We start from the raw sequence: 25,975 nt of genomic DNA on the forward strand, positions 1-25,975 counted from the left end.
ATGGTCAAGGTATTCGCTTCGACCTGCGTCACTTTTGTAGGAGGCATCAATGAACACAATGTCGAAAGTCGCCTGGTCGGTCGCGGCCACGCTGATGACTACCCAGGCCGCTGCGCAGGCCATCTTTTTTGAGCGCGAAGGCTTTGAAGGAAGATCTTTCACCACCGCCAAGCAAGTGGACAATTTCGATCGCTATGGTTTCAACGCCAGTGCCTCGTCGGTGGCAGTCCTGAGCGATCGCTGGGAAGTATGCGAAAACGCCCGTTTCGGAGGTCAGTGCACGGTGTTACGGCCGGGACGCTATACCTCGCTGGGGGCCATGGGTTTGAGTGATCGCGTTTCATCGGTACGGCCGGTGAATAAAGATTCCCGCCTTGACGACAAGCGTTATGCCCAAGCGCCTGTACCGTTTTACGCCAACCATCGGCGCTACAAGGAGCGGCTGTATGAGGCGAATGTCACCTCGGTGCGTGCCGTGCTGGGGACGCCCGCACAACGCTGCTGGGTTGAGCGTGAGCAAGTGAGCGAGGATAACAGCCACGCCAACGTACCCGGCGCCATCGCAGGCGCCTTGATTGGCGGCGTACTGGGCCATCAGGTAGGTGGCGGGCGTGGCAAGGACCTCGCCACGGCCGGCGGCGTGGTGGCCGGGGCCGTGGTGGGCGCCAATATGGGGCGCGACAAAAATGGCCCGCCAAATTACGGCCGGGAAGTACAGCGTTGCACCACCGCTGCCAATCACGATCGGCCCGAGTACTGGGATGTCACCTACGATTTTCGGGGCCGGCAGCATCGTACCCAGATGATGTCGCCTCCGGGGGCTTCGGTGATGGTGAACAGACAGGGGGAACCGCGCGTCTGATCGTGTCTTGCCTGTCGACCATGCGGCCCGAAGGGGCCGTTTTGCATGGGTGCCGGTAGATTCATGCCGCCAGTGTCGACGCGGCTGCCGCGGCCGTGTGCGATAGCGCACGGACAGTGAGGGACAAGCTCCCCCATCCTGCGGTCAGGCGTATCGCCATGACCCTCGGCCTGTGACGATTCCGGTTTTCATGTTTGCGTATTGCCTCGCACCACAACGACAAACTTACTGAGGAATCAAATCATGACCACCATCCAATGCTGCAAGTCAGTCATTGCCATTGCCACCCTATTTGCAGCTTCCGGCACCTTTGCCGCCACCATGAGCAAGGCGGATTACGCGACCGGCAAGGATCGTATCGGCGCTGATTACAAGGTAGACAAGGCAGCCTGCGACAGCAGCAGCGGCAATGCCAAGGATATCTGCAAGGAACAGGCCAAGGGGAAGGAAAAGATTGCGCTAGCCGAATTGGAATACCAGTACTCGGGCCTGGGCGGTGATGGCAACAAATTGGCTGTTGCCAAAGCCGATGCCGCTTTTGCGATTGCCAAAGAAGTATGCGACGACAAGGCAGGCAACCCAAAGGATGTATGCCGGGCCGAAGCCAAGGCCGCGCATGTCAAGGCACTGGCCGATGCCAAGCTGGTCAACAAAGTTGGCGCAGCCACAAAGAATGCCGCGGAGGACAAGCGCGATGCGGACTACAAGGTGGTGGCGGAAAAGTGCGATAGCTTGGCAGGCGAAGCCAAATCGTCGTGTATCAGTGCCGCCAAGGTACGTTTCAACAAGAGTTGATCCGTCTTCGGGCAGCGAGGCGAGGATGGCAGCGCATCTCGATGACCTGCAAGGAAGCCAGCCGCGATGCTGGCTTTTTCGTGGCTGATACGGGCTTGCGCCTCATGCTGGATCGAGCGCAATAAGCCAGGCGGGAATCAGGCGGAGGGACGCCCTTCCGCCCTGGGTAGATGGCCGGCAAGGCCGATACGCCATTCCTCGAGACGCTCTTCGATCTGCGCCCAATTCGGCGTGGGCAGTCCGGTAAAACAAGCCTCCATGGCTTGGTAATACCGCAAGGTGTTGCGCTTGGTCGTTGCCGGATCGGTTCGCCCGATCACGCCGTTTGCCAGCCTATGACTGGACGGATAGGGGAGGCGAAGACCCGTGCCCGCCGCTTTCACATCAACGGCGGGTGGGGCATTCATCGGCGTGTGGAAGGGGTGTGTGCTCTTCATGGATCTCTCCGCGTGCGTTAGCTGGACGGCATCCGCCCAGGCCCACTGATGCTCACTGTACAACGCCAGCCTAAGCCAATGTCCGCTGCCTATCCGTACGCTCGCGAACATAGCGATGAATAAAAACGCGGGCGTGAGCCGCTTTTTTTCCATGTCTGCTTATGTACGCCATCACACCGACTCGCTCTGGGTCCGGGTGTATTTCTGTACTCACCGAGCACCCCATACGCTCCAATAAATCGGTGACGGTATTTCGCTTTGAGCAACCTTGTACAGGGGTTGAATTCATTCGGACCAGGAGGAAATGTATGGAAACCGCTCGGCAAACCAATCTGCGCCTTCGTAAAAAGTTGATCAAACTGGCGGATCTGCTGCGCATTGCGCGGCATAGTGCCGACCACGACGTCCTGACCGGCTTACCCAACCGCAGGCTGTTTTACGACCGGTTGCAGCAAGCCATGGCGATATCCGTCCGGCAGGAAAGGCAGTTGGCGGTATTGATGATCGACCTCGATGGGTTCAAGCAGATCAACGACAATCTGGGGCACGCAACCGGGGATGAGCTGCTGCAAGTCATCGCGGAGCGGCTGGATAGCTGCCTGCGGGCAAGCGACACCGCTGCCCGCTTAGGGGGTGATGAGTTCGCGGTGATGTTGCCGGAGATCAGGGATCCTCAATCCGTCGTGACCGTGATCAACAAGATCAGACAAATCCTGGACGCCCCCTATCTGCTTACCAGCAAGACGGTCGATATCGGCGCCAGCGTGGGCGTCTCGGTATATCGAGGCGAGCCCATCGTGGCCTGCGCGCTATTGGAGCTGGCAGACCATGACATGTATCGGGTCAAGCAAGCGCGGCAAAACCTGTCGGCCGAAGGTAACGGTAAGCCGTCCGCCACATCAATCAAATACCGATCCCGCGAACTCCTGCCGCGACGCCATCCTGGCCGGTATTACGCCAAATGCGTCAGCGCTACCTCGCTGCCAGCGCAACTCTCTGGACGATGCTCATAAGGAATCAGTCATGAAAACCGCGTTGAATTCGCAATATGTTTCACCGCCCCTGGGCAATAAAGACCGCATGACGGCGGAGACCATTCCGCTGGATGGGAAAACGCTCGAACACGCGTACAACATCCACCATCGCTCGAATGGTCCTTTGGGCGGTTTGTGGGCAGCCATAAGCAAATGGCTGCACCTCGGCTAGCCCTCTTTGCAACAACTATCAGGAGCAGAAAATGAGCACACTTCCCATGTTTTCCAATTCGCCCGTCAAAGCCTCGGGCGTGATCGGTACCTCGGTCGTCAATCCCAAGAACGATCGCCTGGGCGATATCAAGGAAATTGTCATCGATCCCCGTACGGCCAAAGTGGCTTATGCGGTCGTCTCATTCGGCGGCTTCCTGGGGATGGGGCAGAAATTGTTCGCCGTACCTTTCCGCGCCTTTGATTACAACGTCGCCCAAAACGAGTACGTACTCAATATGTCCAAGGAACGCCTGGAAAGCGCACCGGGATTTGATCCGGATCGTTGGCCGGCGATGTCGGACGAAAAGTGGAACCGGGACGTACACAAGTTCTATGAAAGTTCGCCGTATTGGGAATAAGGCCGGTGCGTGGCTCGCTGTTTGAGCCCCACTAAGCCGGTGAATACAAAACAGCCCTCGGTAAAAAACCGAGGGCTGTTTGCCATCACCAGCAAGCCGCCTGGCGCATCACTTCGCATACACAGTCAATTCCACCTGATGGTCCATGCGATCGTCTTGCAAGCACACCACACCCTCTGTTTGCGCTATCCCGTCCACTACCACGCATACGGTAGGGGCGTCTCTATCCTGGTTAGGCCGTAGCTGGCTGACCACGATGTGATAGCAAGTCTCGCGGTACCGGTAGCGCAACTTGAAGCCGTGCCAGCTCGCCGGTAGGCAAGGCGTGAGGTGCAGCTTGTCGCCGGCCAGCCGCAAACCCAGCAGCGATTCCATCATCAACCGGTACATCCAGCCGGCCGAGCCGGTATACCAGCTCCAGCCGCCTCGGCCGGTATGGGGCGCAACCGCATAGACATCGGCGGCCATCACGTACGGCTCTACCTTGTAGACGGCCATTTCGGCCGCTGTGCGGGCATGGCTCAGCGGGTTGATCATGGCGAGCAAGGTCCATGCGCGCTCGCGGTCATCCAGCGCCGCAAAGGCCATCGCCGCCCAGATCGCACCGTGGGTATATTGCCCGCCGTTTTCCCGCACGCCCGGTACATAACCGCGGATATAGCCGGGGTTGAGATCCGAAGTGTCGAAGGGTGGGTCCAGCAACTGGATCAATGCCTCGTCAGGGCGCACAAGGTGCTCGTAAACCGCCTGCATGGCCTGCCGGGAGCGGGTGGCATCGCCCGCACCGGACAAGACCGACCAACTTTGCGAGATCGAATCGATCCGGCATTCGGTATTGCCCGCCGAGCCTAACGCCCGGCCATCATCGAAATAGGCACGGCGATACCATTCTCCATCCCAGCCATGCTGCTCTAGCCGCTGGCGCAACCGCGCCGCTTGATGAAGACATAGCTCGGCAAAAATAGCATCGCCGCGCGCGCTGGCCAGCGGCTGGAAGTGCCTGAGCACTTCGCACAGGAAGAAACCCAGCCAGACGCTTTCGCCCCGACCCTCCAAGCCCACCAAATTCATGCCGTCGTTCCAGTCGCCCGACCCGATCAGCGGCAGGCCATGCTCGCCAAAGCGCAAGCCATGGCGGATGGCCCGCACGCAATGCTCGTACAGGCTGGCATGCTCATCGGACTGGCCGGGCAGATCGTAATAGCCGTCGTCGCCCTGGTTAACCGGACGACCTTCGAGGAAGGGTACCCATTCGTCCAGCACACCGGTATCGGCGCTGCTATCCACATAGCGGCATACCGCCAGCGGCAGCCATAGGTAATCATCCGAACAATGCGTGCGTACACCCCGGCCGGCCGGCGGATGCCACCAATGCTGCACGTCGCCCTCCCGGAACTGGCGGCTGGCGCATAGCAGCAAGTGCTGGCGTACCAATCCCGGCTCGGTGTGGGTCAGCGCCATTACATCCTGCAGTTGATCGCGAAATCCAAATGCCCCGCCCGACTGGTAATTGCCGCTGCGCGCCCAAAGCCGGCAAGCCAAGGTCTGGTAAACCAGCCAGCCGTTGGCCAATACATTGAATGCGGCATCCGGCGTGGTAACCTGGACTGCCCCAAGGGCGTGATCCCAATAGTTCCGTACGGCTTCCAGCGCCTTGCGGGCGGCCAGTGCGCCACGAAAGCGCTGCACGATCTCGCCGGCTTCCGCGCTGCCTTGCGCTACGCCCAGCCGAAAAATGATTTCGCGTTCGCTCCCCGGTGATAGATCAATTCCCACCCGGATGGCGCCGCACGGGTCCAGCCCCGCGCCTACCTTCCCGGACAAGCGGGTACGCCCCATTGCAGCAGGCTTGCGCAGCGTGCCGTTGCGGCCCAGGAACTCGGTCCGGTCACCGCTTACGCTACGGGTCGAGTCGTCCACGTCGAAGAAGGCCACCCGCTGACCGAATTCGGTGCTGTAAGGGTTACGGGCGTATAGCGCCCCGTTTTGCAGCGCGATTTCGGTGCTGATATGCATGGCTGATTTAGCGGCCAGATCGCCCAGCACCCATTCCACGTAAGCGGTGGCCGACAACCGGCGCGGCCGATCTCCGACGTTACGCACCTTCAATACCGAAAACTTGATGGCGGCATCCATGGCCACGTAGACCCACAGCTCGGTGCGGATGCCGTCCTGGGTGGTCTCGAACACGCTGTAACCAAAACCGTGCCGTACCACATAGGGCTGGCCGGCCGGCGCGGGTAAGGGAGTAGGCGACCAGACCAGTCCGGTTTCCTCGTCACGCAGGTAGAGGGCTTCGCCGCAACCATCGCTCACCGGGTCGTTTTGCCATGGGGTAAGACGGAATTCATGGGCGTTTTCGCTCCAGCTATATGCACTCCCGCTTTCGGAAATGACCGTGCCGAATAATGGATTGGCCAGTACATTGACCCATGGCGCCGGCGTGGTCTGGCCGGGCGCCAGCGTCAGCACATATTCGCGGCCATCCGGGGTAAAGCCGCCTAAGCCATTGAACAGCATCAGGTCGCGGCGCGGCGCGGACACATTCGCCGGGCTTTCGGCGCGGTAGCCGCGGCTAGGCATGAGCAGCGGCATGCGTGGCTCGGCCAGGCTGCGGTGATCCAGCTGTTCGGCCAGCGTGCCGCGGCCATCGGTAATGACGGCGCGTGCTACCGATTGCAGCAGGATGCGGTCTTCATTGGATATCTGCTCGGCCAGGCGCACAAAGATACCGCCAGGCCTGTCGATCACGCTGGCCTCGATGCCCGACGCGATCATGCCGATGATCTGATCCTGCAAACGCTGGCGGTATAAGGCGTGGTCCTCGTTCCAGATGACCAGGTCGACCGCCAGACCCTTCAGGCGCCAATAGGCATGGGCCTGCACCAGCTGGCGGACCAGGTCGATATTGGCGGCATCGCTGATCTGGAGCAGCACGATGGGTAAATCGCCCGATATGGCGTAACTCCACAGGCCGGATTGCCCGCGGTGATTGCGGAACAGTACCGTTGCATCGGCCCGCAGGCGGGCATTGGCGTACAGCACATTGCTGGCGAGCCGCGCATACAATTGCGAATCCGCCTCGCTGGCATTGAGCTGCCGTAACACCACCTGGCTATAGGTCCAGGCCAGGTCGAAGACACGGTCGGCCAGGTGCCGATCCTGGTATTTTTCGATCATGCTCACCGCCAGTTCGCGGGTATCGGCCATCCCGTTGACGATATCGATCGTGGCCGATTGATCCGGTTCCAACACCAAAACGCAGCGGATGGCCGCCACCGGATCCAGTACCGAGCCGGCGGTGCCCGACAGAGCCGTATCCAGCATGGCTTGTGGTGCGGCCGTTGTCCGCGTACGGCCAAGAAAACGCGCGCGGTCGGTCTCATACGACACCGTACCCGGCTCAACGCCATACACCACCATCAAGTGCAGCAGCCACGGCGTCGGTTCATCCACCGAGCGGGGGCGCCGGGTACAAAGGATGGCGCGCCGTTTAGGCAGCACCTCGGTCTGGACGAACAGCTTGCTGAAAGCGGGGTGCTGGGCATCGGCATCGGGCGGGGCGATGACTACCTCGGCATAGCTGGTGACATCGATCTCGCGGCGCTGGCGCGAGCGGTTGGTGATACGGACCCGGCGTAGCTCGATATCGTCCTCGGGCGAAACCACGATCTCGGTGTAGGTCTCGAAAATATCCTCGTCACCCACCAGGTCGCGGCGGCGGAACTCGGCACGGCCTTCCGAAAAAATGGCCTCGAAATGGGCTGGCCGCTTGAGCGTCGGCTGATAGCCACTGGACCAATAATCACCGCTGGCCAGCTCGCGGATATAGCAGAAACTGCCCCAGTGATCGCAAGTTGCGTCCTCGCGCCAGCGCGTAACGGCCAGGTCCCGCCAGCGGCTATAGCCGCCGCCGGCATGGCTGACCATCACGTGGTAGCGGCCATTGGAGAGCAGTTGCACTTCCGGCGAAGGGGTGTCCGGGCTGGTGAATACCCGGATCGGCATATCGGCCGTGGTGGCGGTCGGCCCCAGATCAAAGCGCCGGGCAGTGTGGGAGAACAGGCCGGTCGCTTTGGGAATGCGTTCTTGTAGCAGCAGCATGACGGCCTGGAAGGCGGGGTCCGATTCGAAACGCCGCTGCATGGGGCGCGCCAGCAGCAGGTAGGACAAGGCCAATAGGCTCATGCCCTGGTGGTGGGCCATGAAGGCCCGCACCACGGCATAGGATTGTCCGCGCCGCTGCCTCACCGGGGTGTAGTCGATGGCTTCGAATAAACCGTATTGGCCGATAAAACCCTCGGCCGCCAGGATTTGCAGATTCTGGCAGGCGGCTTCCGGCGCGACCAGCAGCGCCAGGGCCGATGCATACGGCGCAATGACCAGATCCTCGGCCAGGCCCCGCTTGAGCCCCAGGCCCGGCACCCCGAAGGCGCGGTACTGATAATCGAAATTCAGATCGACCTTGTTGTAGGCCGATTCGGATATGCCCCAGGGCACGCTGCGCTGGCGGCCGTATTCGATCTGGCGGGCTACCGCTGCTTTGCAAGTCTGATCCAGCAAGGTGTGCTCGTAAGTCGGCATCACCAATAGCGGCATCAGATACTCGAACATCGAGCCGCTCCACGATAGCAGCACGGGCTCGCCTGCCGTACTGGCCAGTAGGCGCCCAAGGGCGAACCAGCTTTCCTGTGGCAGCTGGCCTTGGGCGATCGCTACAAAACTGCATAAGCGGGCCTCGGATGCCAGCAGGTCGTAGTAGGCGGTATCGGCTCGCCGCTCGGTCACGTTGTAGCCGATGCACAATAAATGACGGGCCGGGTCGTATAAAAAGCGGTAATCCATCTGGGCAAAGCCAGCGGCTTGCAATGTCAGGGCCTGGATGGCGTCGATACGCAGTTGGGCGTGATGGCTGGCGCTGACAAGAAAAGCGCGCTGCGCGATCAGGTTTTCTTGCTGAGCGGCGGTAGTAGCGGCCTCAAGCTGTTCGGTAAAGAAAGGCTGAAGTTCGTCGGCCAGCTGTGCCAATCCGCTCAGCGTTGGAATGGCGGCCAGCCTGGGGTGGCTTGCCAGTCCTGCCATCACGGGTAGTTGCAGCCAGGGGGCCAGCAGATCCAGCTCCGCCAGCATCTCGCTGCATTGCTCGATCAGCAGCCGCGCCGCCTCATGGGCAACGCGCCCCTGTGCCTGGCTTTCGGGCGTGGCGCCGGCCTGGATCGGAAAATGGCTGGCGACGTCGGTGGCCAGCGCCTGGGCACACCCCAGCAGTTGCCGCAGATGCGCTTGTGCGACCAGCAAGGTGAGGTCCGGCGTGCTGATCGCCGTTGCCAACAATTGCCGGCACGCTGCGCTCTGTTGCAAGGCCAGGCCCGGTGCCGCATTGCTTAGCATTGCCAGGGTGTCGCCCAGGCCATCGAACCACCTTGCTGCAAGGATGGGCTCATCAACCAGGGCCAGCAGCCCTGGCCGCAAGGTCAGCAAATGGCCGGCCAGGTTGCCGCTATCCACGGTCGAGATATAAGCCGGCGGCAGCACCTGCAGCGTCTGGGTGTCGTACCAATTGTAGAAATGGCCGCGATGCCGTTCCAAACCCGCCATGGTGCGCAGGGTAAGGGCCGTGCGCTCCAGCAGTCGTCCGGCCGTGATATAGCCAAAGTCGTATGCCGTCAGGTTAGCCAGCAGGGCCAAGCCGATATTGGTGGGCGAGGTACGGTGCGCCACGGCGGCGACACGATATTCCTGGTAGTTGTCCGGCGGCAGCCAATGATCGTCAGGACCGACAAAGGTATCGAAAAATGCCCAGGTCTTACGCGCCAGCAAACGCAGGAAATCGGTCTGCTCCGGGCTTAGCACAGCTTGGCGGCGGCCCAGAGGCAGGCTGATCCACCAGGCCAGCGCGGGAGAGACCAGCCACAGCAGCAAGATGGGCGCTGCCACGGCCAAGGCCGTGGGCACATGGACAGCGAGATAAACGGTACTGGCGACGGCCAGCACAGGGCCAATCCACATGCTGCGGCAGCAGGCGAGCAGATCGTTCTTTGCCGTTTCGCGGTCTATTTCGCTGGATGGCCGCCATTCCAGCAGGCGTCTGTGTGCGATCTGCATCCGCCAGATGGTGCGGGCGATGGCACCCAGGCTGTATAAGGCTTCATAGGGCAGGCAAGCGAGTTCGAAAGTGATTTGCGCTCCCTGCCGCAGCGCACTGTCGAAGGTGGCAGCCAAGTGCTGGCGCCATAGCACCTCGTCCGACTTGCGGCCTAGCGCCAACAGGTTGGCGCAGAGGGCGGGGATCAGCAATATGCCGATGACGGTTGCGGTACCCAACCAGGCAGGCGATAAATTGGCCCAGCCCACCAGCAACAGCACGGTGAGGGCTGCCGGCGTGACGCTGCGCCTCAGGTTATCCAGCAATTTCCATTGCGACAGGCAGGACAGCGGGTTCACCAGGCGACGGCGATGCTTGCCTGTATCGGGGCCGGGTATCTGCCGCAGCAGCCAGCCGGCCAGTTGCCAATCGCCTCGCACCCAGCGATAGCGGCGGCTGACATCGGTGCGGTAATGGGCGGGGTAATCCTCGTACAGCTCGACATCGTTCAGCAGACCGGCTCGGGCGTAGCAGCCTTCCAGCAGATCATGGCTAAGGATGCTGTTTTCCGGAAAGCGCCCGCTCAAGGCTTGTTCAAAGGCATCTACGTCGTAGATGCCCTTGCCGATGAAGGAGCCCTCGCCAAACGCATCCTGGTATACATCGGAGACGGTACGGGTATAGGGATCGATTCCCGACTCGCCGCCATGCAGACGGGCATAGCGTGAGCGATTGCTGCCCGGCAGTCCGATCGCCATGCGCGGTTGCAGGATGCCATAACCCTCGGTCACCCGCCGCGCCTCGGCATCGTACAAGGGGTGGTTGAGCGGATGCGCCATGGTGCCGACCAGCTGCCGAGCCGCATCGCGCGGTAGTTGGGTGTCGGTATCGAGCGTGATGACATACTTCACCCGCGATAAGGCGCCGATCTGGCCGACCAAAAGCGAAAAGGCCGTCTTGTCGCCACTGCGCAGCAGGGTATTGAGGGCCGCCAGCTTGCCCCGCTTGCGCTCGTAACCCATCCAGACGCGTTCTTGCGGATTCCAGCGCCGCGGCCGGTGGAACAGGAAGAACAAATCGCCCTGGCGCAATCCTTCGCTTTCGGTGTATTTGACGTTCAGCGCCGTAATACGGGCTTCGGCCAGGGTAAGCAGCGCTTCATCCTCCGGGCGGGTGGCATCGTCGGCATCGGCGAAGTCGGTCAGCAGGCCAAAATGCAGGTTATCGTCGCGATTCGCCAGAAAGCGGATTTCCAGCGCCTCGACCAAGGTATCCACGTCAGCCAGGCGGCTTAACATGGTTGGCACCACGACCAGGGTGCGCGAGGGCGGTGGGATGCCGGTCGAGAAGTCCATTCGGGGCAAAGGTTGCGGCGCCAACAAGAGGGTGGTCAGCCAGTTGACCAGTGCGACGCCAAGCCGGCTGGCCGCGAGCCAGGTGCAAATACCCAGCAGCACCATCGCCCACAAGGGGAAGTGCCGCGTCGGCGTGGCTGCCCACAGGGCCGCCGTGAGCAAGGTGCTGAACAAGGCAATGCTGCCCAGGTAAAGCACCAGCGGCCAGCGGCCTATTGTCCGGCGTAGCGCCGCGCTGCGGGGCAAGCGCACGGCGGCGGCCCGCTCCAGTTCGGGCAAACCCTTGCCGATCAGGTAATAACCCACATGTGCAGCGCGATCGCTGGCCGGGGTAAGGGCATTCTGGCTGCGGCCGGCGCTGGCCAGATCGACGGCAAGGCGCGCTACCGCCCATTCGGATAATCGGCCGCGACGGGCGAGGGTTTCGGTGGCATGGCGGTAACGGTCGCGGCTGGCGAAATCCATCCCGACATACACACCGCTCGGATCCTCGCGCAGTATGCCTTCCACCACGCTCATGGTTTCGACGAACTCGCGCCAATCCATCCCGCCCAGCATCCGCAGGCTGCCTATGCTGTTGCTGGTGGAGACCTGATCGGCAGCCTGCTGCTGATTCTCCAACTGGACCAGTTGTTCGATGGTCTGGCCCGATTCGGACAGGCGCTGCTCGATCCAGGTCAAGGGCAGCGCCAAGGCAGGGCCGCGGCCCTGTAGCCGGCGCGCCAGCTCAGCCACGAAAGCGCTGACCATGGCAGGGTTGGAGCGCGCCATGTCGGCGATCACCAGGATCAAACTCTTTGGATCCTGTTCGGCGGTCGCCATCATCTGGTCTGCCCAGCTATCGGCCAGGTTGCGTTCGGCACGCCCGCTGGCAATCCGTACCCCAACCCGGCGCAGATTTTCGATTACCGCCAGCCGCAACATGATGGGGATGGCCCACAGCTCGCCAAGCTGCAGCGTGGTAACGGTCTGGTAAGCCGCCACAAAGCTGCCAAGGCTTTCTGCATCCATCCGGCCGTCGCCATGCGAGATGATCGCCAGGGCGATGTCGTAAACCCTGGGCAGGCCGGCCGATGGCCCACCGGCCAAGCGTGGCAGCTCCCTGCTATAGCCTTTGGGCAGATGGCGTTTGGCAGTGCGGATCTGCTCTTCGATCAGATAGAAATTGTCGAGCAACCAACCACCGGCCGGGGAGATGCGGCGCTTGGAAGCGACCGCGGCTGTCAGCAGGGTACATACATCGATCAGGGTGGTTTCGTTGGCTGCCAACCGCGCCAATAACCTGTCCGGCGCGCCCCCGGGTGCCAGCAGATGCGATGCGGCGAGCGCCTTGCCATGCTGTGCCATCTGGTCGGCGCTGAATAGCTCGGAACGCAGTGGCGGTTCTTCGTCGGGCGATTGTGGTAACGCGCGGGCGCCGAGCAATGTTCGCCATGGGAGCAGAAATCTGGCGAGCTTGGAGTCTGCGATCAATTGGGCTGCCCCTTTCCGGGAGGTGGATTCACACGTGCAAAGCGGCACCCCTGGGGATGCCGATAGCGCGCACATGCTTTGGCGGGGGCTAAGCAGCGTGTCTTACGCTGCTCACGCAGTCTGTTCGCTGTCGCACATAGCGTGCGAAGGCCGGGGCGCTAGATGGCCAGCCGGTTCGGCAGCAGGCGGTCGTACTCTTTTTTAACCACCGCGTAGCACTCGCAGCTGCGCGCTTCCAGACCTTCCCGATCCAGTACCGAGATATGGCCACGTGCGTAGCGGATCAGCCCCGCATTCTGCAGCTTGAGTGCCGCTTCGGTGACGCCCTCCCGCCGTACCCCCAGCATGTTGGCGATCAGTTCCTGGGTCATCACCAATTCGTCTCCATGCAGGCGATCCAGGCTAAGCAGCAACCAGCGGCATAGTTGCTGGTCGAGCGTGTGATGCCGGTTACAGACCGCGGTTTGCGACATCTGGGTAATCAGCGCCTGGGTATAGCGCAGCAAAAGATGCAATACGGGGCCGGCCCGGTCGAACTCTTCCTTCATTTTTCGGGCCCGTAGCCGAAACCCCCAGCCTGCGCTTTGCACCACCGCCCGGCTGGGGGTGGATTCCCCGCCCATGAAGAGCGAGACCCCCACCAGTCCCTCGTTGCCGACCACGGCGATTTCCGCCGGCGCGCCGTTTTCCATCACGTACAGCAAAGAGACGATAGCGGTGGTGGGAAAGTACACATGGCTCATCTTGCTACCAGACTCATACAGAACATGGCCTAGCGGTAATTCGACTGCTTCCAGCTGTGGCAGCCAGCGCAGCCACTCGGCTTCGGGTAAAGCCGCCAGCAGGTGGTTATCCCTGGGGTTGGTCGGGTCGATCATGGTGAACCTCCTGGGCCGATATGCGCTGGGCGACCATCTGACGGCGGTCTTGCCCTTGCGGCTGACTATACGCAGTCCCGGAGGTTTTTTATGTACGGTACCGCACCTATTCATTGCTGTCGGTAAGGTCAGGTCATGCGCAATATTCGCCCTGGCCGGGCGATGCGCACGGGATGCCGCCCTTGCCGGCACTTGGTGCGGTAACGCCCAGACGGGCGGTCGCCTTCGGGTCACGCTTCAATGGCTTGTTTGGGGAATTTCCCCTTGAAACGAGTTCGCCATTGGGGTGGCACGCAAGCTTGCCAAGCGCGGCTTGTCGGGTCTTCCCCACACTGGAAGAACCGCTATGCAATCCAACATCGAACGCAATCAACCCAGTCCGGCTGGCAACCGTCTGCTTATTGCCCTGCCAATCAAGGATCGCGAGCATTGCCTGGCCGCTTGCGTGCCGGTCGAACTCCGCTTTGCCGATATCCTGGCCGAACCGGGCGAGCGTATCCGTTATGCCTATTTTCCTACTGGGAGCTTTATTTCCTTACTGGCGACGGTCGATAGCCGTGCCAATCTGGAAGTGGGCTTGATCGGCAACGAAGGCATGCTGGGTATTTCTCTATTGCTGGGCGTGGAGATCGAACCCTTGCATGCAATGGTCCAGGGAGAAGGCATCGCTCTCCGTATGGATACCGCATCGTTCCATCGCGAACTCAAGCGCAGCCCGGCGCTGCACGGTGCGCTGAAACGCTATCTCTATGTGGTAATGGGCCAATTGGCCCAAACGGCGGCGTGTACCCGCTTCCACCTCGTGGAGGCACGGCTCGCCCGCTGGCTGTTGATGACCCAGGACCGGGCACACTCAAATGAATTTCATGTCACCCAGGCATTCCTGGCCTACATGCTGGGCGTGCGCCGCGTTGGCGTTACAAACGCCGCTACCGCGCTGCAGAACCACCAGCTCATCAGCTATCGGCGAGGAAATATCACCATTCTGGATAGGGGCGGACTGGAAGCCGCTGCCTGCGCTTGCTACCAGGCGGACAGGGCAGCTTACGAAAGCGTGATGGAGTGAGGCGATGCTGCGATCTTCATCGGTGAGTGGGCCGCCACCCACTCGATGAAAGCGAATGTCTAAGCGTAAGCCAAACGCGGGCGAGGAGCGGGTTTCGCCTGCCAGGCTCTCTTCCTGTAGGCCTCCAGCGGCTTGTCGATGGCAAAATAGATAACGATGGACAAGGCCAAGGTCATTGCCAGCGAAAAAACCGCTTTGTCCAAAGGGCCTTCGTAGTAGCGTAGGACCACAGAAAAAACGAGTTGATGTCCGAGATAGAGCGGGAACGCAAGCTGTCCGATAAAGGTGTCGAGCTTGCTGTTCTTTGTCAGATTGAACAGGAAAGGCGTGCATACGCACACAAGGATAAAGAAGACCCAGCACTGCCATTGGTCGAGATCGGGGTATATCCAGAATGGCTCGTAGGCGATGAACCCGAACAAGGCGGCCGCTGCGAGTGGTTCACCCAGCTTCATCCACGCGGCATCCTTCACCTGCTCGTGCAAGCGATAAGCGATCACCCCCATCAAGAAGAAGACGAGATCGGAGGGGAAAAAGAAGTAGCGCCACGGGACAACGGCTACGCCGAAATGGTAGAGCGTGAGGCGGAGAATACCGCTTGCCAATGCGAGCAGGGCAATAAAGCGGATCGATCGTGTAACGATAAAGGGTGCGAGGATATAGAAATAAACCTCCACGCTCAGCGACCATATCGGTCCGAGGACCAGATCCCAATTACTGGGGTCCTTGAACGGGATAAGCTCGGCACCCAGAAAAAACACATTGCTGAATATGGCGAAGGGCGTTAGCCATTCCTTTCCTGGCGCAGAGTCGAGCAGCATGAAAGAGGGTGTGCCGCTGGCAATGAAATAGAACACATATAAGGCCAGGATCACCCAGCTTGTCGGGTATAGTCTGAGAGCTCGATTAAAATAGAACCGTTTTGTTCCGTCTTCCAGCTTTGAATATTTCTGGCAAATAACCATCGCCATGTAATAGCCGGAGAGAATGAAGAAGGCAAATACTGCATGGCCCGACCATACGAATATATTTAAGCTTTCGCGTGTCATGGTCGTTGCTGCACCGTTCATCCCGGTCGCCGTTCCAAACACACTCGTTGCATGCGCCAGCAGTACCGATAGCGCCAGAATCATTCGAAATAAACCCACGTTCCATCCTGTATATTATTTTCTGCCAGATTCAAATGCCGGTCAAGTTGGGGGGCAGAAACCTTTGGCCGTCTAAAAACCGGGAGGAATACGTGTGTTCCTGAGCGTGGCAAGCGCACCGATGTCCATTCCGGCCCGGCGCGACTATACAGCATTATGCTAATGTAATATTTATATTCCAGTCATGAGGCACCCCGCTCGTATCGGAAGGCGCTGGCATTGGCGGAATGCGAACCTGGCATGGAATGCGACGCCGGTGCGACGAGGCGAGTACCGCTTCACGTCGGGCGGCTTCCTGCATGGGCCGGCAGCTACAGGCAACTATTCTCCCGCACGAACTTGTGCTATCGGCTTGGCAAACCTAGCTTTAATCGCAGTAGGGATAAGGAAAAAAGCCATGCTGGCAGGTGACTCGGAGTGATGGAAGCTGATCCATTAAATCCAGGGGATGCATCATGCGTTTGACCGTTGCTACGCTTGCGTAGTATTTGAAGGTGGCCGTGGGTCGGGGGTATTCCGACCCACGGCCACATTGTTTTGTTAGGGCCTGAACTTACCGGTGCGCGTCGGTCAGTAGCCTGGATAGATCCTGGAGCGGGACGGTCTTGTCCAAATACCCTCAACAAGCCCGGGTACATCGGCTGTCCGGTACATTTTCGAAAGCGCTTAAGGGGAGCATCCTGATACTGGGAGTAGGGTAGCTTACTTGTGTGTTCACCTTGTGCGGCTGGAGATGCATCGGTTCGGACGAACCAAACGGCCCGCAGCAGCTAGGGTCCGAGTGGGTTACCCATCATGGAATGGCCAAATGGCGGGGCAGGAAAAGGGGAGGCTCAAGCCCCCATTTTCTTTCGCGGCGGGGCGTATGCACCTTCTGTTAAAAACCTAACAGTTGGGTTAATATGAAAGTCTGTAGCCACAAGGGCCTCGTAATAGCGGTTCTTACCCGGAACGAGCACTGTCCACCGCATGTGCATGTCGGAACGGACAAGTGGGATGCTCGCTTCCTGTTCAGCTTCTGGCACAACGGGGTGAAGTTATGGGATGTAACCCCAGCACAAAATGAACCGACTGCTACTTCGCTCGAAGACTTGCGCCTGGTGCTCAAGCAGGCGGGAAATCTGCGCAGGGCACGCGAACTATGGTGGAGCAGCCGCCAGACGCTTTGCTTGGAAAACTTGCAATGGGACATGGCCGCCGGCGAGGTGGTTAGTCCCAAGGATTGCCGGCAGGGTGCGCTCGTGATCCAGTCGAGCCGCTTCGATACGCATGGCTATAAGACGGTGTTGTACCTGACCGGGCAGCCCAGCCCTCTGGAGATCGAGTTATGAAATCGGTGAAAGCACAGGAACGCTTTGACGAGCCGGTGACTGACAAAGGATTGGCCCAGGCTATCGAGAGAGGCCGCAAACGGCGCGTTCCGGGCTTACATGCGACGGCAGTGCAATACCTTCCGGCTCAGCAGTCTCTGCTAATCGGCTTTGTCGATCAGAGCGCAGTGGCGCTGCCGGTGAAGAACTATCCCGAATTAGCCGGGCTGAGTGCAGGCGAGCTTGAACAACTGGTCATTGGTTTCGGCGGGAGCGCGGTATGCCTAGAGGAGCGTGATCTGCATATGTCGATTGCGGGTCTGGTGTCGGCTAGCAAGCCGATGATGGAACTTGCTGCCTCGGTAATCGCAGCACGCAATGGCAGCCGCAGCAGTGAAGCGAAGGCGCAGGCGGCTCGTGAGAACGGTCTGAAGGGCGGGAGGCCTCGCAAGCTGGTAGTGGGATAGTCGCCAATGGATGCAGAGAGTTGCCCACCGATATGAAAATATCCCTTCAAAAGATTGCCAGTTTGTTTGGCGCAATTAAATCCAACGAGGTTCCGCCGGAGGCCGATCCACCGGCCACGGCCATGGAAAGCTGCGATGCCACGCTTGCTGCCGGTGACATCATCATTCAGCAGAAAGACCATAAAGGTTGGTGCGCCATAAAGATCCTGGCCATCGACGAGTTCGAAGGCCATTCTCCGACGGCGCATTGTCTGACTTACGAATACACGGCCCACGAGCCGACTCTTGCTACGCTCCCAAGCGTCGCCATCAAGGGCTGGCACGCCCCTGTCGCCGCAAATTCATTCGCCCATGGATGGAAGCGAATCGGTAAGCAATTGCCCAGCCAGGATGAGTACGTTGGCTTTGTTGAATATCTCAAACTCACTGATTTTCCACGCTATCTCGAATTCACGAAGCAGGAGGCGACGGAGTTGGTAAGCCGGGCCAACACGCATTACCGGGCCGGTTGCGCGTTACATGACCAGGGTAAGCGCATTGAAGCAATACAGGAATATGAGCAGGCTATCGAGATCTTCCCGCTCTTTTTTGAGGCCATCGACAATCGTGCTTTCGCATTCATGGAGTTGAGCCTCTACGATCGCGCACTGCCTTGTTTCCAGCAGTCGTTGCGCGTGAACCCGAATGGCGTGGCTGCATTTTTCTCGCAGGGAGAGTGTCTAATGCGTTTGGGGCGGTTGGATGAGGCAGAGCGGATCTTTGCCGCTGGCGTCGATCGTTTTCCAGACCATCTCGAAAACTTCCAGCGCTTTTTGGGTGCTGTCCAGGCGCTAAGCAAGAAGCAGTAGGCGGGTGCGATGCAGCAAGCGCTGAAGTGAGCAGCACCCAATTTCCTGCGGCCAGGATGACTTGCAGGCGGTATGCTTGCCGCCAGTATTTAACCGCAGCATTTTTGCCATGGACCTTCTCTTTCTCGGAACCTCTTCAGGGGTTCCCACCAAGCAGCGCAACGTCACCGGCCTCGCCGTGCTCGAAGAGTCAGGCAGTGCGTGGTATCTCGTCGATTGCGGCGAGGCCACCCAGCATCAGCTCTTGCATACGTCGCTATCGGTAAACGATCTGGTTGCCATCTTTATCACCCACGTGCATGGCGACCATAGCTATGGCTTGCCGGGCCTGCTGGCCAGCGCTGCCATGCTGGGCCGGAAGCGCCCGCTCACCCTTGTCGCTCCTGCCGCCCTGGAAGGCTGGATCGCAGCCACGAGGGCTTTCAGCGAGCTCTATCTGCCTTACGAGTTGAATTTCGTCGCCGTCGAGACATGCGCCGCCTGGTCGGGCAACAAGCTCCAGGTGGAGGCGGTGCCGCTCTCGCATCGTGTGCCTTCCTATGCCTACGTGTTCACGGAAACCAATCAGGCGCCAAGCCTGGACACCGATCGCCTGGCTGCCTTGGGCGTACCGGCCGGCCCACTGTGGGGGCAGCTCAGGAAGGGCCTGGATGTTGTGTTTGGCGGGCAGACACTCAAAAGCGCAGATTTCCTCCACCATCCGCATGCGCCCAGGCGCATCGTCGTAGGCGGCGACAACGATACGCCGAGCCTGCTGGCGACCGCCTGCAATAGGGCGCAAGTACTGGTGCACGAAGCCACCTATACCGAAGAGGTGGGCAGCAAGGCCGGCGATGTAGGCCATAGCACGGCTGCCGCCGTCGCCGCCTTCGCGCAGTCGGCCGAATTGCCCAATTTGGTACTCACGCACTTCAGCGCGCGCTATCAGTCCGACACCACGCGCTCTCCCTCCATTGGCGACATCCGCGCCGAAGCTGCCGCCCATTACCGCGGCAAGCTGCTGCTGGCCGAGGATTTCGCACGGTACCGGCTGGATAGGGCAGGGGAGTTGAAGCGGGTGGAGTCCTAGCGCCGCAAACACCCCACCAAAGGTCAAAGGCAGGATGGCCAGGCCATCCGCTGGATTGACGTGTTAGACGCGTACTCTGCTGCGCCCTTTTGCGGTGTATGGAAGCGCAAACAGGTACAGGCCGGAAAACAACAGAAGAAAGAGCGGCGGCAACGGTGAGTAGGTCAGCCACGACGGAGGCTCGCCGGATACCGCCCTGTACGCGAAATTAGCGATGACGGTGAGCGTGAAAGCCATGGAAAGCCAGCGGTGGCTTTGCCGAATCCAAAGGCTCCAGTTCATTTCGCGCTCTGCGACGATGAGTTGGGCTTGGCTTCAACCATCTTCCATCCGTTACCGGACGGATCACGAAAGCCCGCGTCCACCGCACCGTACCGTTCTACAGGCTCCTGTGTGAACTCCACGCCATTCCGCTTCAGCCGTTCGTAGGCGGCACGGCAGTCATCCACCACGAGCACCAACGGTGGCATGGCACCCTTGGCCACGACTTCACACAGGGTCTGCGCCGTCGCTGCGTCATGTACCGGCGGGCCCGGCTTGAACAAGCCAAGCTGGAACGATGGCTGTTCCAGGCACTGTACCGTGAGCCAGCGGTAATCACCGTTGCGAATATCCGTGTGGACACCGAAACCGAGTTTTCCGACGTAGAACGCAAGCGCCTCGTCCTGGTCCCGCACGTACAGACCGACCACATTCACACCTTGAGTCATATAGCCTCCGTTGATTGAGGCTCGATTCTCTCAACTGTCTCCATTCGTCGCTTCTCCGAAACTGCGATCTTGAGGTCTGGCCGGTTGGTGGCGCGCACGATGCACTCCGGTACGTGCGCTCTTTCGTGCGACACGGACTGTTCACGTGTACGAAGATTTCCCGGGGCTTCGCCAGTGATGTCGCGAAAAATGCGCCCAAAGGTGCCAAGGCTCTTCCAGCCGGTCTGGAACGCGATCTCCGTAATGGGTAGATCGGTGTCGCGAAGTAGCGCAACGGCGCGCTCGATACGGCGTGTGAGCAGGTAGCGGTGCGGAGGGATGCCGAAAGCGTCCTTGAACGAGCGCGCAAAGTGCGCCTCCGAAACAGCGCTCACTTGCGCCAGTCGGGGAATCGGCCATTCCTCATGGGGTGCGCCATCCATCCGATCTTTCGCACGCAACAACCGTCGCAATAGTTCTGGGCTCTGGCTCATACTTCCTCGCGCCTAAGGAAAAAAAGGGACTTCCTCGTCCCGGATGAGCGGAGAAGCCGCAAGGGCACCGAGGCGCCACGATGGCGTTTCCACGCTGCATCGAGATCATCGAAAGGGGAGGTCCATGGCTATTATCACTAGCGGAATCGACCTCGCCAAGAATGTCTTTGCTGTTCATGGGGTCGTTGAAACAGCTCAGTTTGATTACATCCGGCTTTACGATCATCATCGCCGCCATTCTGCCTTAGGGCATCTGACCCCAACGGCATTCGAGCAGCGCCAACCAGCGCTTGAGCCGGTGTTGCAGTAGGCCGGGTCAGACCATCATTTTGAGCGCAATTCTGGAGTTCTCCCATGGAAATCAAGGTCAATTTTCTCGACAAGCTTCGTCTTGAAGCCAAGTTCGATGACTTTACGGTCGTGGCCGATCAGCCTATCCGCTACAAGGGCGATGGCTCGGCGCCGGGCCCATTCGATTACTTTCTGGCCTCATCGGCTTTGTGTGCGGCCTATTTCGTGAAGCTGTACTGCGACACCCGCAGTATTCCTACCGAAAATATCCGCCTGTCGCAGAACAATATTGTTGATCCTGAGAACCGTTACCAGCAGATTTTCAAGATCCAGGTCGAGTTGCCGGCGGATATCTCCGCCAAGGACCGCGAAGGTATCTTGCGTTCCATCGACCGTTGCACGGTGAAGAAAGTGGTGCAAGCCGGGCCCGAGTTCGTGATCGAAGAGGTGGACAACCTGGATGCCGATGCCCAGGCCTTGCTGACACTGAACCCGGACGCCGATGCGCGCACCTATATCGCGGGCAAGGATCTGCCACTGGAGCAGACCATCGCCAATATGTCGGGGATCTTGGCGGGCCTGGGCATCAAGATTGAAATCGCTTCGTGGCGAAATATCGTTCCCAATGTGTGGTCGCTGCATATTCGCGATGCGCACTCGCCCATGTGTTTTACCAATGGCAAGGGGTCGACCAAGGAAAGTGCCTTGGCGTCGGCGTTGGGCGAGTATATCGAGCGGATCAGCAACAACCACTTCTATGCCGGTGCGTACTGGGGCGAAGATATCGCCAACGCGGCGTTTGTCCATTACCCCACCGAGCGTTGGTTCAAGCCTGGCCCCAAGGATGCACTGCCGGCCGAAATTCTCGACGAATACTGCCGGGAGATTTACAACCCCGATGGCGAGCTGCTGGGCTCGCATCTGTACGACACCAACTCCGGCAACGTGGAGCGCGGTATCTGTTCGCTGCCGTATGTGCGCCAGTCGGACGGCGAGGTGGTGTACTTCCCGTCAAACCTGATCGAGAACCTGTTCGTCAGCAATGGCATGAGCGCCGGCAACACACTGGCCGAAGCGCAGGTGCAATGCCTGTCGGAAATCTTCGAGCGGGCAGTCAAGCGCGAAATTCTGGAAGGTGAAATCGCCCTGCCTGATGTGCCGCAGGAAGTCCTGGCGAAATACCCCGGCATCCTGGCCGGCATCCAGGGCCTGGAGGAGCAGGGCTTTCCCGTGCTGGTGAAGGATGCATCGCTGGGCGGGGTATACCCCTTGATGTGCGTCACCTTGATGAACCCACGCACGGGCGGTGTGTTTGCCTCGTTCGGTGCGCACCCAAGCTTTGAGGTGGCGCTGGAACGCAGTCTCACGGAACTGCTGCAGGGCCGCAGTTTTGAAGGCCTGAACGATCTACCTCGGCCCACCTTCGAAAGCAACGCGGTGACTGAGCCGAATAACTTCGTCGAACACTTCATCGATTCCAGCGGCATCGTTTCGTGGCGCTTTTTCAGTGCCAAAGCGGATTTCGATTTCGTGGAGTGGGATTTTTCCGGCCAGGGTGAAAACTCCAATGCCGAAGAAGCGGCGACCTTGTTCGGCATTCTCCAAGACTTGGGCAAAGAGTCCTACATGGCGGTGTATGAACAGTTGGGCGCCATCGCTTGCCGCATTCTGGTGCCGGGCTATTCGGAGGTCTATCCGGTAGAGGACCTGGTTTGGGATAACACCAACAAGGCGCTGTTGTTTCGCGCCGATATCCTGAACCTGCATCGTCTGGACGATGCCAGCCTGGCAGCATTGCTGGATCGCCTGGAGAACAATGAGCTCGACGAATATGCCGATATCGCCACCTTGATCGGCATCGAATTCGACGAGAACACCGACTGGGGGCAGCTCACGGTTCTGGAGTTGAAGCTGCTGATCAATCTCGCCCTGCAGCAGTTCGAGGTGGCGCAAGAGCTGGTGGGTGCGTTCCTGCAGTACAACGACAACACGGTCGAGCGCGGATTGTTTTACCAAGCCCTGAACGTGGTGTTGGAGGTGCTGCTGGACGACGAGCTGGAACTGGACGATTACGTGGTCAATTTCCGCCGGATGTTTGGCAACCCACGGATGGACGCGGCACTCGGATCGGTGGATGGTAGCGTGCGCTTCTTCGGCTTGACGCCGACGAGCATGAAGCTGGAGGGGCTGGAGCGGCACGAGCGCCTGATCGACAGCTACAAGAAACTGCACGTTGCGCGGGGCAGGGGGGCGGCTTTATCCGGCTAGCTGTCAGGATCGACGCGATTGGGCTTGCATCAGGGAGGCTGCCTTGGCATATGCCTTGCATATGTCTGTGGGCGGCGTATCATTGCGGATGTCACGCATGTGCTTTAGCGAGGTTCAAATGCAAACGGTCTCCATCTTCATAAACGGTAAGAACCAGGCGGTACGCCTGCCAAAGAACATGGAATTCGAAGGCGTTAAAGAGCTGGAGATTGTCAAAACAGGCGACACCATCACCCTTCGACCGGTCCGACCCAGCTGGGAATCCTTTGCCACCTTGCCGAAGGCTGATGAGGATTTCTTACAGGAACGTACCCCGGTGGTCAGTGACGAAGGCAGGTTCGGGCTGTGATGACGTTCATGCTCGATACCTGTATTTGTTCCTACATCATGCGTGAGCGACCTGAATCGGTCTTGCAGCGTTTGGCTAACGAAGTGAGTCGCCAAAACCGGATCGTGATTTCGGCCATCACCTATGCCGAAATGCGTTTTGGGCAAATCGGCAAGAAGGTCTCCCCAAAGCATGCCGAGCTGGTCGATGAATTTGTACGACGTATCGACGGCATCCTTCCCTGGGATCAACAGGCCGTGGATGCCACGGTAGTCGTCAAACAGCAGCTTGCGGCGGTAGGCACGCCGATAGGGGAGAACGATACCGCTATTGCTGGGCATGCTATTGCCAGCGATTGCGTCCTGGTAACGAACAATTTTCGTGAATTCAACCGTGTGCAAGGGTTGACAGTCGAAAACTGGGTTCACTAGGCGGAAACCGAGAGGTCCTCCGCCTGGCTTGCCGTGGTAGAGATCACGTCACTCTTCGCCGGTGCCGGCAGCTTGGCTCGTGCGATGAAGGTGGGGTCCAGAAAGTAGAGAATCTGCTTGCCGTAGATAGGCGTCTGCCCTGCCATGAAGATCAGCATGTCCCCCGCCTCGACGACGTTGCCCTTGGCGTCTTTCTTGGCGGCGGGCAAGCGCATGACTTCGTCGGGCGTCAGCAGCGGGCGCTGGGTTTCCTGCGTAGAGGACGACACGTTCGATAGCGAGCCGTACTTGCTGCCGGAATAGGAATGCGATTGCTTGACGATCGTGGCGGTGCCCGCCATTTTCGACAGTAATTCAGCGGTTTCGATCTTGTTGGGCGCATACGCGATGCGTACGTGGCAGTTGGAAAAAATGCTTTCATCCTTGCCGTAAGCGGTCCATAGCTGGGAAATATCCTGGATGATCAGGTAAGCCTTTATGCCATAGCCTGCGATGAACGCCAGCGACTCCTCGAATACGTCCAGTTTGCCCAGGCTGGGAAACTCGTCGAGCAGCAGCAGCAGGCGGTGTTTGTAGCTGGCTACGCTACGGCCGTCCTTGAACTCCATTTTTTCCGTCAACGAGCGCACGATCTGGTTGATGATCAGGCGGATCAACGGCCGCAGGCGATCCTTGTCGGACGGCGGCACCACCAGGTAGAGCGAAACGGGCTTGTCGTCGTTCATCAGGTCCGAGATGCGGAAATCGCTGCGGGAAGTATTGCGTACGACGATGGGATCGCGGTAAAGCGTCAGCAGGGAGACCGCCGTGGAAAGCACGCCGGACATTTCCTCTTCCGCCTTGTTCATCATGTCGCGCACGGTGGATGCCACCACCGGGTGGACGTAGCTTGGCTCGCCGTGCTCGTCTTTCCAGCCACGGACGCCCTCCATATCATGGTCGGTATTGAGCATGTACGTCAGCGTATCGGACACGCTGCGGTCGGGATTGCACAGCAACTCAACGATACCGCTCAGCGTTTTGTTCTGTCCCGAGTACAGCACGTGCAGCGCTACGCCGACCAGCAATGCCCAGCTGGTTTTTTGCCAATGGTCCTGCAAGCCTTTGCCGTCCGGGTCGGCCACCATGGTCATGATGTTCTGTACGTCGGCGACCTCCCGATCGGTGCCCAGGCGTACCTCGGCAAGCGGGTTGAAATGGGCGCTCGACCCATCCATGGCGGTCGGTTCGAATTTCAGCACACGGTTGCCCGCCTCCTGCTGGCGCCAACCGGCAGTGAGCGCCCAGTTCTCGCCTTTGATGTCGTAGATCAACGCGCTGTGCTCCCACGACAGCAACGTCGGCAGCACCAGTCCCACCCCTTTGCCGGATCGCGTCGGCGCAAACGCCATGATGTGTTCGGGGCCATCGTGCCGCAAGTAATGGATGGTCCCTTGCTTGGGCTCCTTCCAGGCGCCGATGTAGACGCCTGCGCCAACACCGACCAAGCCTGTGCGCTTGACTTCATCCTGCGTTGCCCAATGTGCCGATCCATGCAGGTGCTCGCCGGACCTTTCCTGTAGCGCATTGGCCTTTTGCGTGCGGTAGGCGATGAAAACGGCGATGGCGGCGCAACCAAGGACGAACGCGAACGCCGCCACCATAAAGCCGTGCTGTACGGTGTCGTTGTCGAAGTGCCGCCACATCAGCCACCACTGCAGGCCATCGGTCGGCGTAAACAGCTTGAAGCTGCCCAAGGCGATGATTGGTTCACCCAAGGCAGCCTGATAGCCGAACGTGTAGGCGAGATATTGGGTACACGCCATCATCAGCAGTAGGGCCAGGAATACACCGCCGCCCACGTTGCGCCACAAAATGGCGCTGGGGCTATGCTGATTGGTGGGTACGGTGTAAAGCGGGGTCGAGACGGGTTGCTGCGAGTCCATATGGGTATTCCGGTGCGGACGAAGGAAGAAGTGCCTCAGCGGCGGCGAAAGGATTGCATGCTGGCGTGGGTTGTAGCACCTGTGACTTGGTCGCCCTGGCTGGCGCCGGGCGTCAGGCTACACGATAGCGTTCGATTGATGAAAGCCCTG

The 25,975-nt window shown here is 59.6% G+C and carries 22 protein-coding genes; 14 read left to right on the top strand and 8 right to left on the bottom strand.

The features are described from left to right. Nucleotides 1-49: 49 nt before the first annotated feature. Complete coding sequence (locus tag FNU76_RS25070) at nt 50-862, top strand: beta/gamma crystallin-related protein (protein WP_144279314.1); 813 nt, start codon at nt 50-52, stop codon at nt 860-862. 243 nt (nt 863-1,105) lie between these two features. Next, on the top strand, nt 1,106-1,657 hold the full coding sequence (locus tag FNU76_RS17135) for a hypothetical protein (protein WP_144279315.1): 552 nt from the start codon (nt 1,106-1,108) through the stop codon (nt 1,655-1,657). 137 nt (nt 1,658-1,794) lie between these two features. Here the strand turns inward: FNU76_RS17135 and FNU76_RS17140 are convergent, their stop codons facing one another. Continuing rightward, nucleotides 1,795-2,094 carry a hypothetical protein gene (locus FNU76_RS17140; RefSeq protein WP_144279316.1) on the bottom strand — a complete coding sequence of 100 codons (300 nt, stop codon included), beginning with the start codon at nt 2,092-2,094 and terminating at the stop codon, nt 1,795-1,797. A 308-nt stretch (nt 2,095-2,402) separates the two neighbouring features. On the opposite strand from FNU76_RS17140, the gene FNU76_RS17145 reads away from it, so the two are divergent. Genes FNU76_RS17145 through FNU76_RS17155 form a run of 3 tightly spaced genes read left to right on the top strand, consistent with a single transcriptional unit; the run spans nt 2,403 to nt 3,700 of the window. Beyond that, nucleotides 2,403-3,107 (top strand): GGDEF domain-containing protein, encoded by a 705-nt coding sequence (locus tag FNU76_RS17145; RefSeq protein ID WP_223879068.1) that lies wholly within the window; start codon nt 2,403-2,405, stop codon nt 3,105-3,107. Between the two features lie 10 nt (nt 3,108-3,117). Continuing rightward, nucleotides 3,118-3,300 (top strand): hypothetical protein, encoded by a 183-nt coding sequence (locus FNU76_RS17150; protein WP_144279318.1) that lies wholly within the window; start codon nt 3,118-3,120, stop codon nt 3,298-3,300. 31 nt (nt 3,301-3,331) lie between these two features. Next, on the top strand, nt 3,332-3,700 hold the full coding sequence (locus FNU76_RS17155; RefSeq protein WP_144279319.1) for a PRC-barrel domain-containing protein: 369 nt from the start codon (nt 3,332-3,334) through the stop codon (nt 3,698-3,700). A gap of 108 nt (nt 3,701-3,808) precedes the next feature. On the opposite strand, the gene FNU76_RS17160 is transcribed toward FNU76_RS17155, so the two are convergent. Together FNU76_RS17160 and FNU76_RS17165 are read right to left on the bottom strand one after the other, a co-directional pair. After that, nucleotides 3,809-12,565, bottom strand: a complete 8,757-nt coding sequence (locus tag FNU76_RS17160; protein WP_308418565.1) for a GH36-type glycosyl hydrolase domain-containing protein — start codon at nt 12,563-12,565, stop codon at nt 3,809-3,811. 206 nt (nt 12,566-12,771) lie between these two features. Further along, nucleotides 12,772-13,491 carry a Crp/Fnr family transcriptional regulator gene (locus FNU76_RS17165; RefSeq protein WP_144279321.1) on the bottom strand — a complete coding sequence of 240 codons (720 nt, stop codon included), beginning with the start codon at nt 13,489-13,491 and terminating at the stop codon, nt 12,772-12,774. A 346-nt stretch (nt 13,492-13,837) separates the two neighbouring features. Here FNU76_RS17165 and FNU76_RS17170 point away from each other — a divergent pair, with 346 nt between their 5' ends. Further along, nucleotides 13,838-14,557 (top strand): Crp/Fnr family transcriptional regulator, encoded by a 720-nt coding sequence (locus tag FNU76_RS17170; RefSeq protein ID WP_144279322.1) that lies wholly within the window; start codon nt 13,838-13,840, stop codon nt 14,555-14,557. Between the two features lie 59 nt (nt 14,558-14,616). Here FNU76_RS17170 and FNU76_RS17175 read toward each other — a convergent pair whose 3' ends face one another. After that, the gene (locus tag FNU76_RS17175; RefSeq protein ID WP_144279323.1) at nt 14,617-15,690 is read right to left on the bottom strand and encodes an acyltransferase family protein; all 1,074 of its coding nucleotides are present in this window, start codon (nt 15,688-15,690) and stop codon (nt 14,617-14,619) included. Between the two features lie 986 nt (nt 15,691-16,676). Here FNU76_RS17175 and FNU76_RS17180 point away from each other — a divergent pair. The 4 genes from FNU76_RS17180 to FNU76_RS17195 all read left to right on the top strand — a co-directional run bounded on the left by FNU76_RS17180 (nt 16,677) and on the right by FNU76_RS17195 (nt 19,399). Beyond that, nucleotides 16,677-17,036: a DUF4160 domain-containing protein gene (locus FNU76_RS17180; protein ID WP_223879069.1), complete on the top strand. Its 360-nt coding sequence runs from the start codon at nt 16,677-16,679 to the stop codon at nt 17,034-17,036. Next, a complete protein-coding gene (locus tag FNU76_RS17185) occupies nt 17,033-17,482 on the top strand; it encodes a DUF2442 domain-containing protein (protein ID WP_144279325.1) in 450 nt (149 codons plus the stop codon). Before FNU76_RS17180 ends, FNU76_RS17185 begins: the two co-directional genes overlap by 4 nt. Before the next feature lie 32 nt (nt 17,483-17,514). Further along, nucleotides 17,515-18,330 carry a tetratricopeptide repeat protein gene (locus FNU76_RS17190; protein WP_144279326.1) on the top strand — a complete coding sequence of 272 codons (816 nt, stop codon included), beginning with the start codon at nt 17,515-17,517 and terminating at the stop codon, nt 18,328-18,330. A gap of 109 nt (nt 18,331-18,439) precedes the next feature. Continuing rightward, on the top strand, nt 18,440-19,399 hold the full coding sequence (locus tag FNU76_RS17195; protein WP_144279327.1) for a ribonuclease Z: 960 nt from the start codon (nt 18,440-18,442) through the stop codon (nt 19,397-19,399). A 63-nt stretch (nt 19,400-19,462) separates the two neighbouring features. On the opposite strand, the gene FNU76_RS17200 is transcribed toward FNU76_RS17195, so the two are convergent. From FNU76_RS17200 to FNU76_RS17210, 3 genes are read right to left on the bottom strand one after another with little or no spacing between them, the layout of a single operon-like run. Beyond that, nucleotides 19,463-19,681 carry a hypothetical protein gene (locus FNU76_RS17200; RefSeq protein ID WP_144279328.1) on the bottom strand — a complete coding sequence of 73 codons (219 nt, stop codon included), beginning with the start codon at nt 19,679-19,681 and terminating at the stop codon, nt 19,463-19,465. Beyond that, on the bottom strand, nt 19,678-20,109 hold the full coding sequence (locus FNU76_RS17205) for a VOC family protein (RefSeq protein WP_144279329.1): 432 nt from the start codon (nt 20,107-20,109) through the stop codon (nt 19,678-19,680). The genes FNU76_RS17200 and FNU76_RS17205 overlap by 4 nt, the downstream gene beginning before the upstream one ends. After that, nucleotides 20,106-20,582, bottom strand: a complete 477-nt coding sequence (locus FNU76_RS17210) for a helix-turn-helix domain-containing protein (RefSeq protein WP_144279330.1) — start codon at nt 20,580-20,582, stop codon at nt 20,106-20,108. The genes FNU76_RS17205 and FNU76_RS17210 overlap by 4 nt, the downstream gene beginning before the upstream one ends. Nucleotides 20,583-20,706: 124 nt before the next feature. On the opposite strand from FNU76_RS17210, the gene FNU76_RS17215 reads away from it, so the two are divergent. The 4 genes from FNU76_RS17215 to FNU76_RS17230 are packed head-to-tail and all read left to right on the top strand — an operon-like array spanning nt 20,707 to nt 23,900. Beyond that, complete coding sequence (locus FNU76_RS17215; RefSeq protein ID WP_144279331.1) at nt 20,707-20,892, top strand: IS3 family transposase; 186 nt, start codon at nt 20,707-20,709, stop codon at nt 20,890-20,892. Between the two features lie 44 nt (nt 20,893-20,936). Beyond that, the gene (locus FNU76_RS17220) at nt 20,937-23,141 is read left to right on the top strand and encodes an OsmC domain/YcaO domain-containing protein (protein ID WP_144279332.1); all 2,205 of its coding nucleotides are present in this window, start codon (nt 20,937-20,939) and stop codon (nt 23,139-23,141) included. Nucleotides 23,142-23,184: 43 nt separating this feature from the next. Further along, entirely contained in the window at nt 23,185-23,490 is a 306-nt protein-coding gene (vapB, locus tag FNU76_RS17225) for a type II toxin-antitoxin system VapB family antitoxin (protein ID WP_308418566.1), read from the top strand. Next, complete coding sequence (locus FNU76_RS17230; protein ID WP_223879070.1) at nt 23,490-23,900, top strand: type II toxin-antitoxin system VapC family toxin; 411 nt, start codon at nt 23,490-23,492, stop codon at nt 23,898-23,900. Before vapB ends, FNU76_RS17230 begins: the two co-directional genes overlap by 1 nt. Here the strand turns inward: FNU76_RS17230 and FNU76_RS17235 are convergent. Further along, nucleotides 23,897-25,825: a type IV secretory system conjugative DNA transfer family protein gene (locus tag FNU76_RS17235; RefSeq protein ID WP_144279334.1), complete on the bottom strand. Its 1,929-nt coding sequence runs from the start codon at nt 25,823-25,825 to the stop codon at nt 23,897-23,899. The genes FNU76_RS17230 and FNU76_RS17235 overlap by 4 nt on opposite strands. Between the last annotated feature and the right edge of the window lie 150 nt (nt 25,826-25,975).

Source organism: Chitinimonas arctica, assembly GCF_007431345.1.
GTDB lineage: Bacteria > Pseudomonadota > Gammaproteobacteria > Burkholderiales > Chitinimonadaceae > Chitinimonas > Chitinimonas arctica.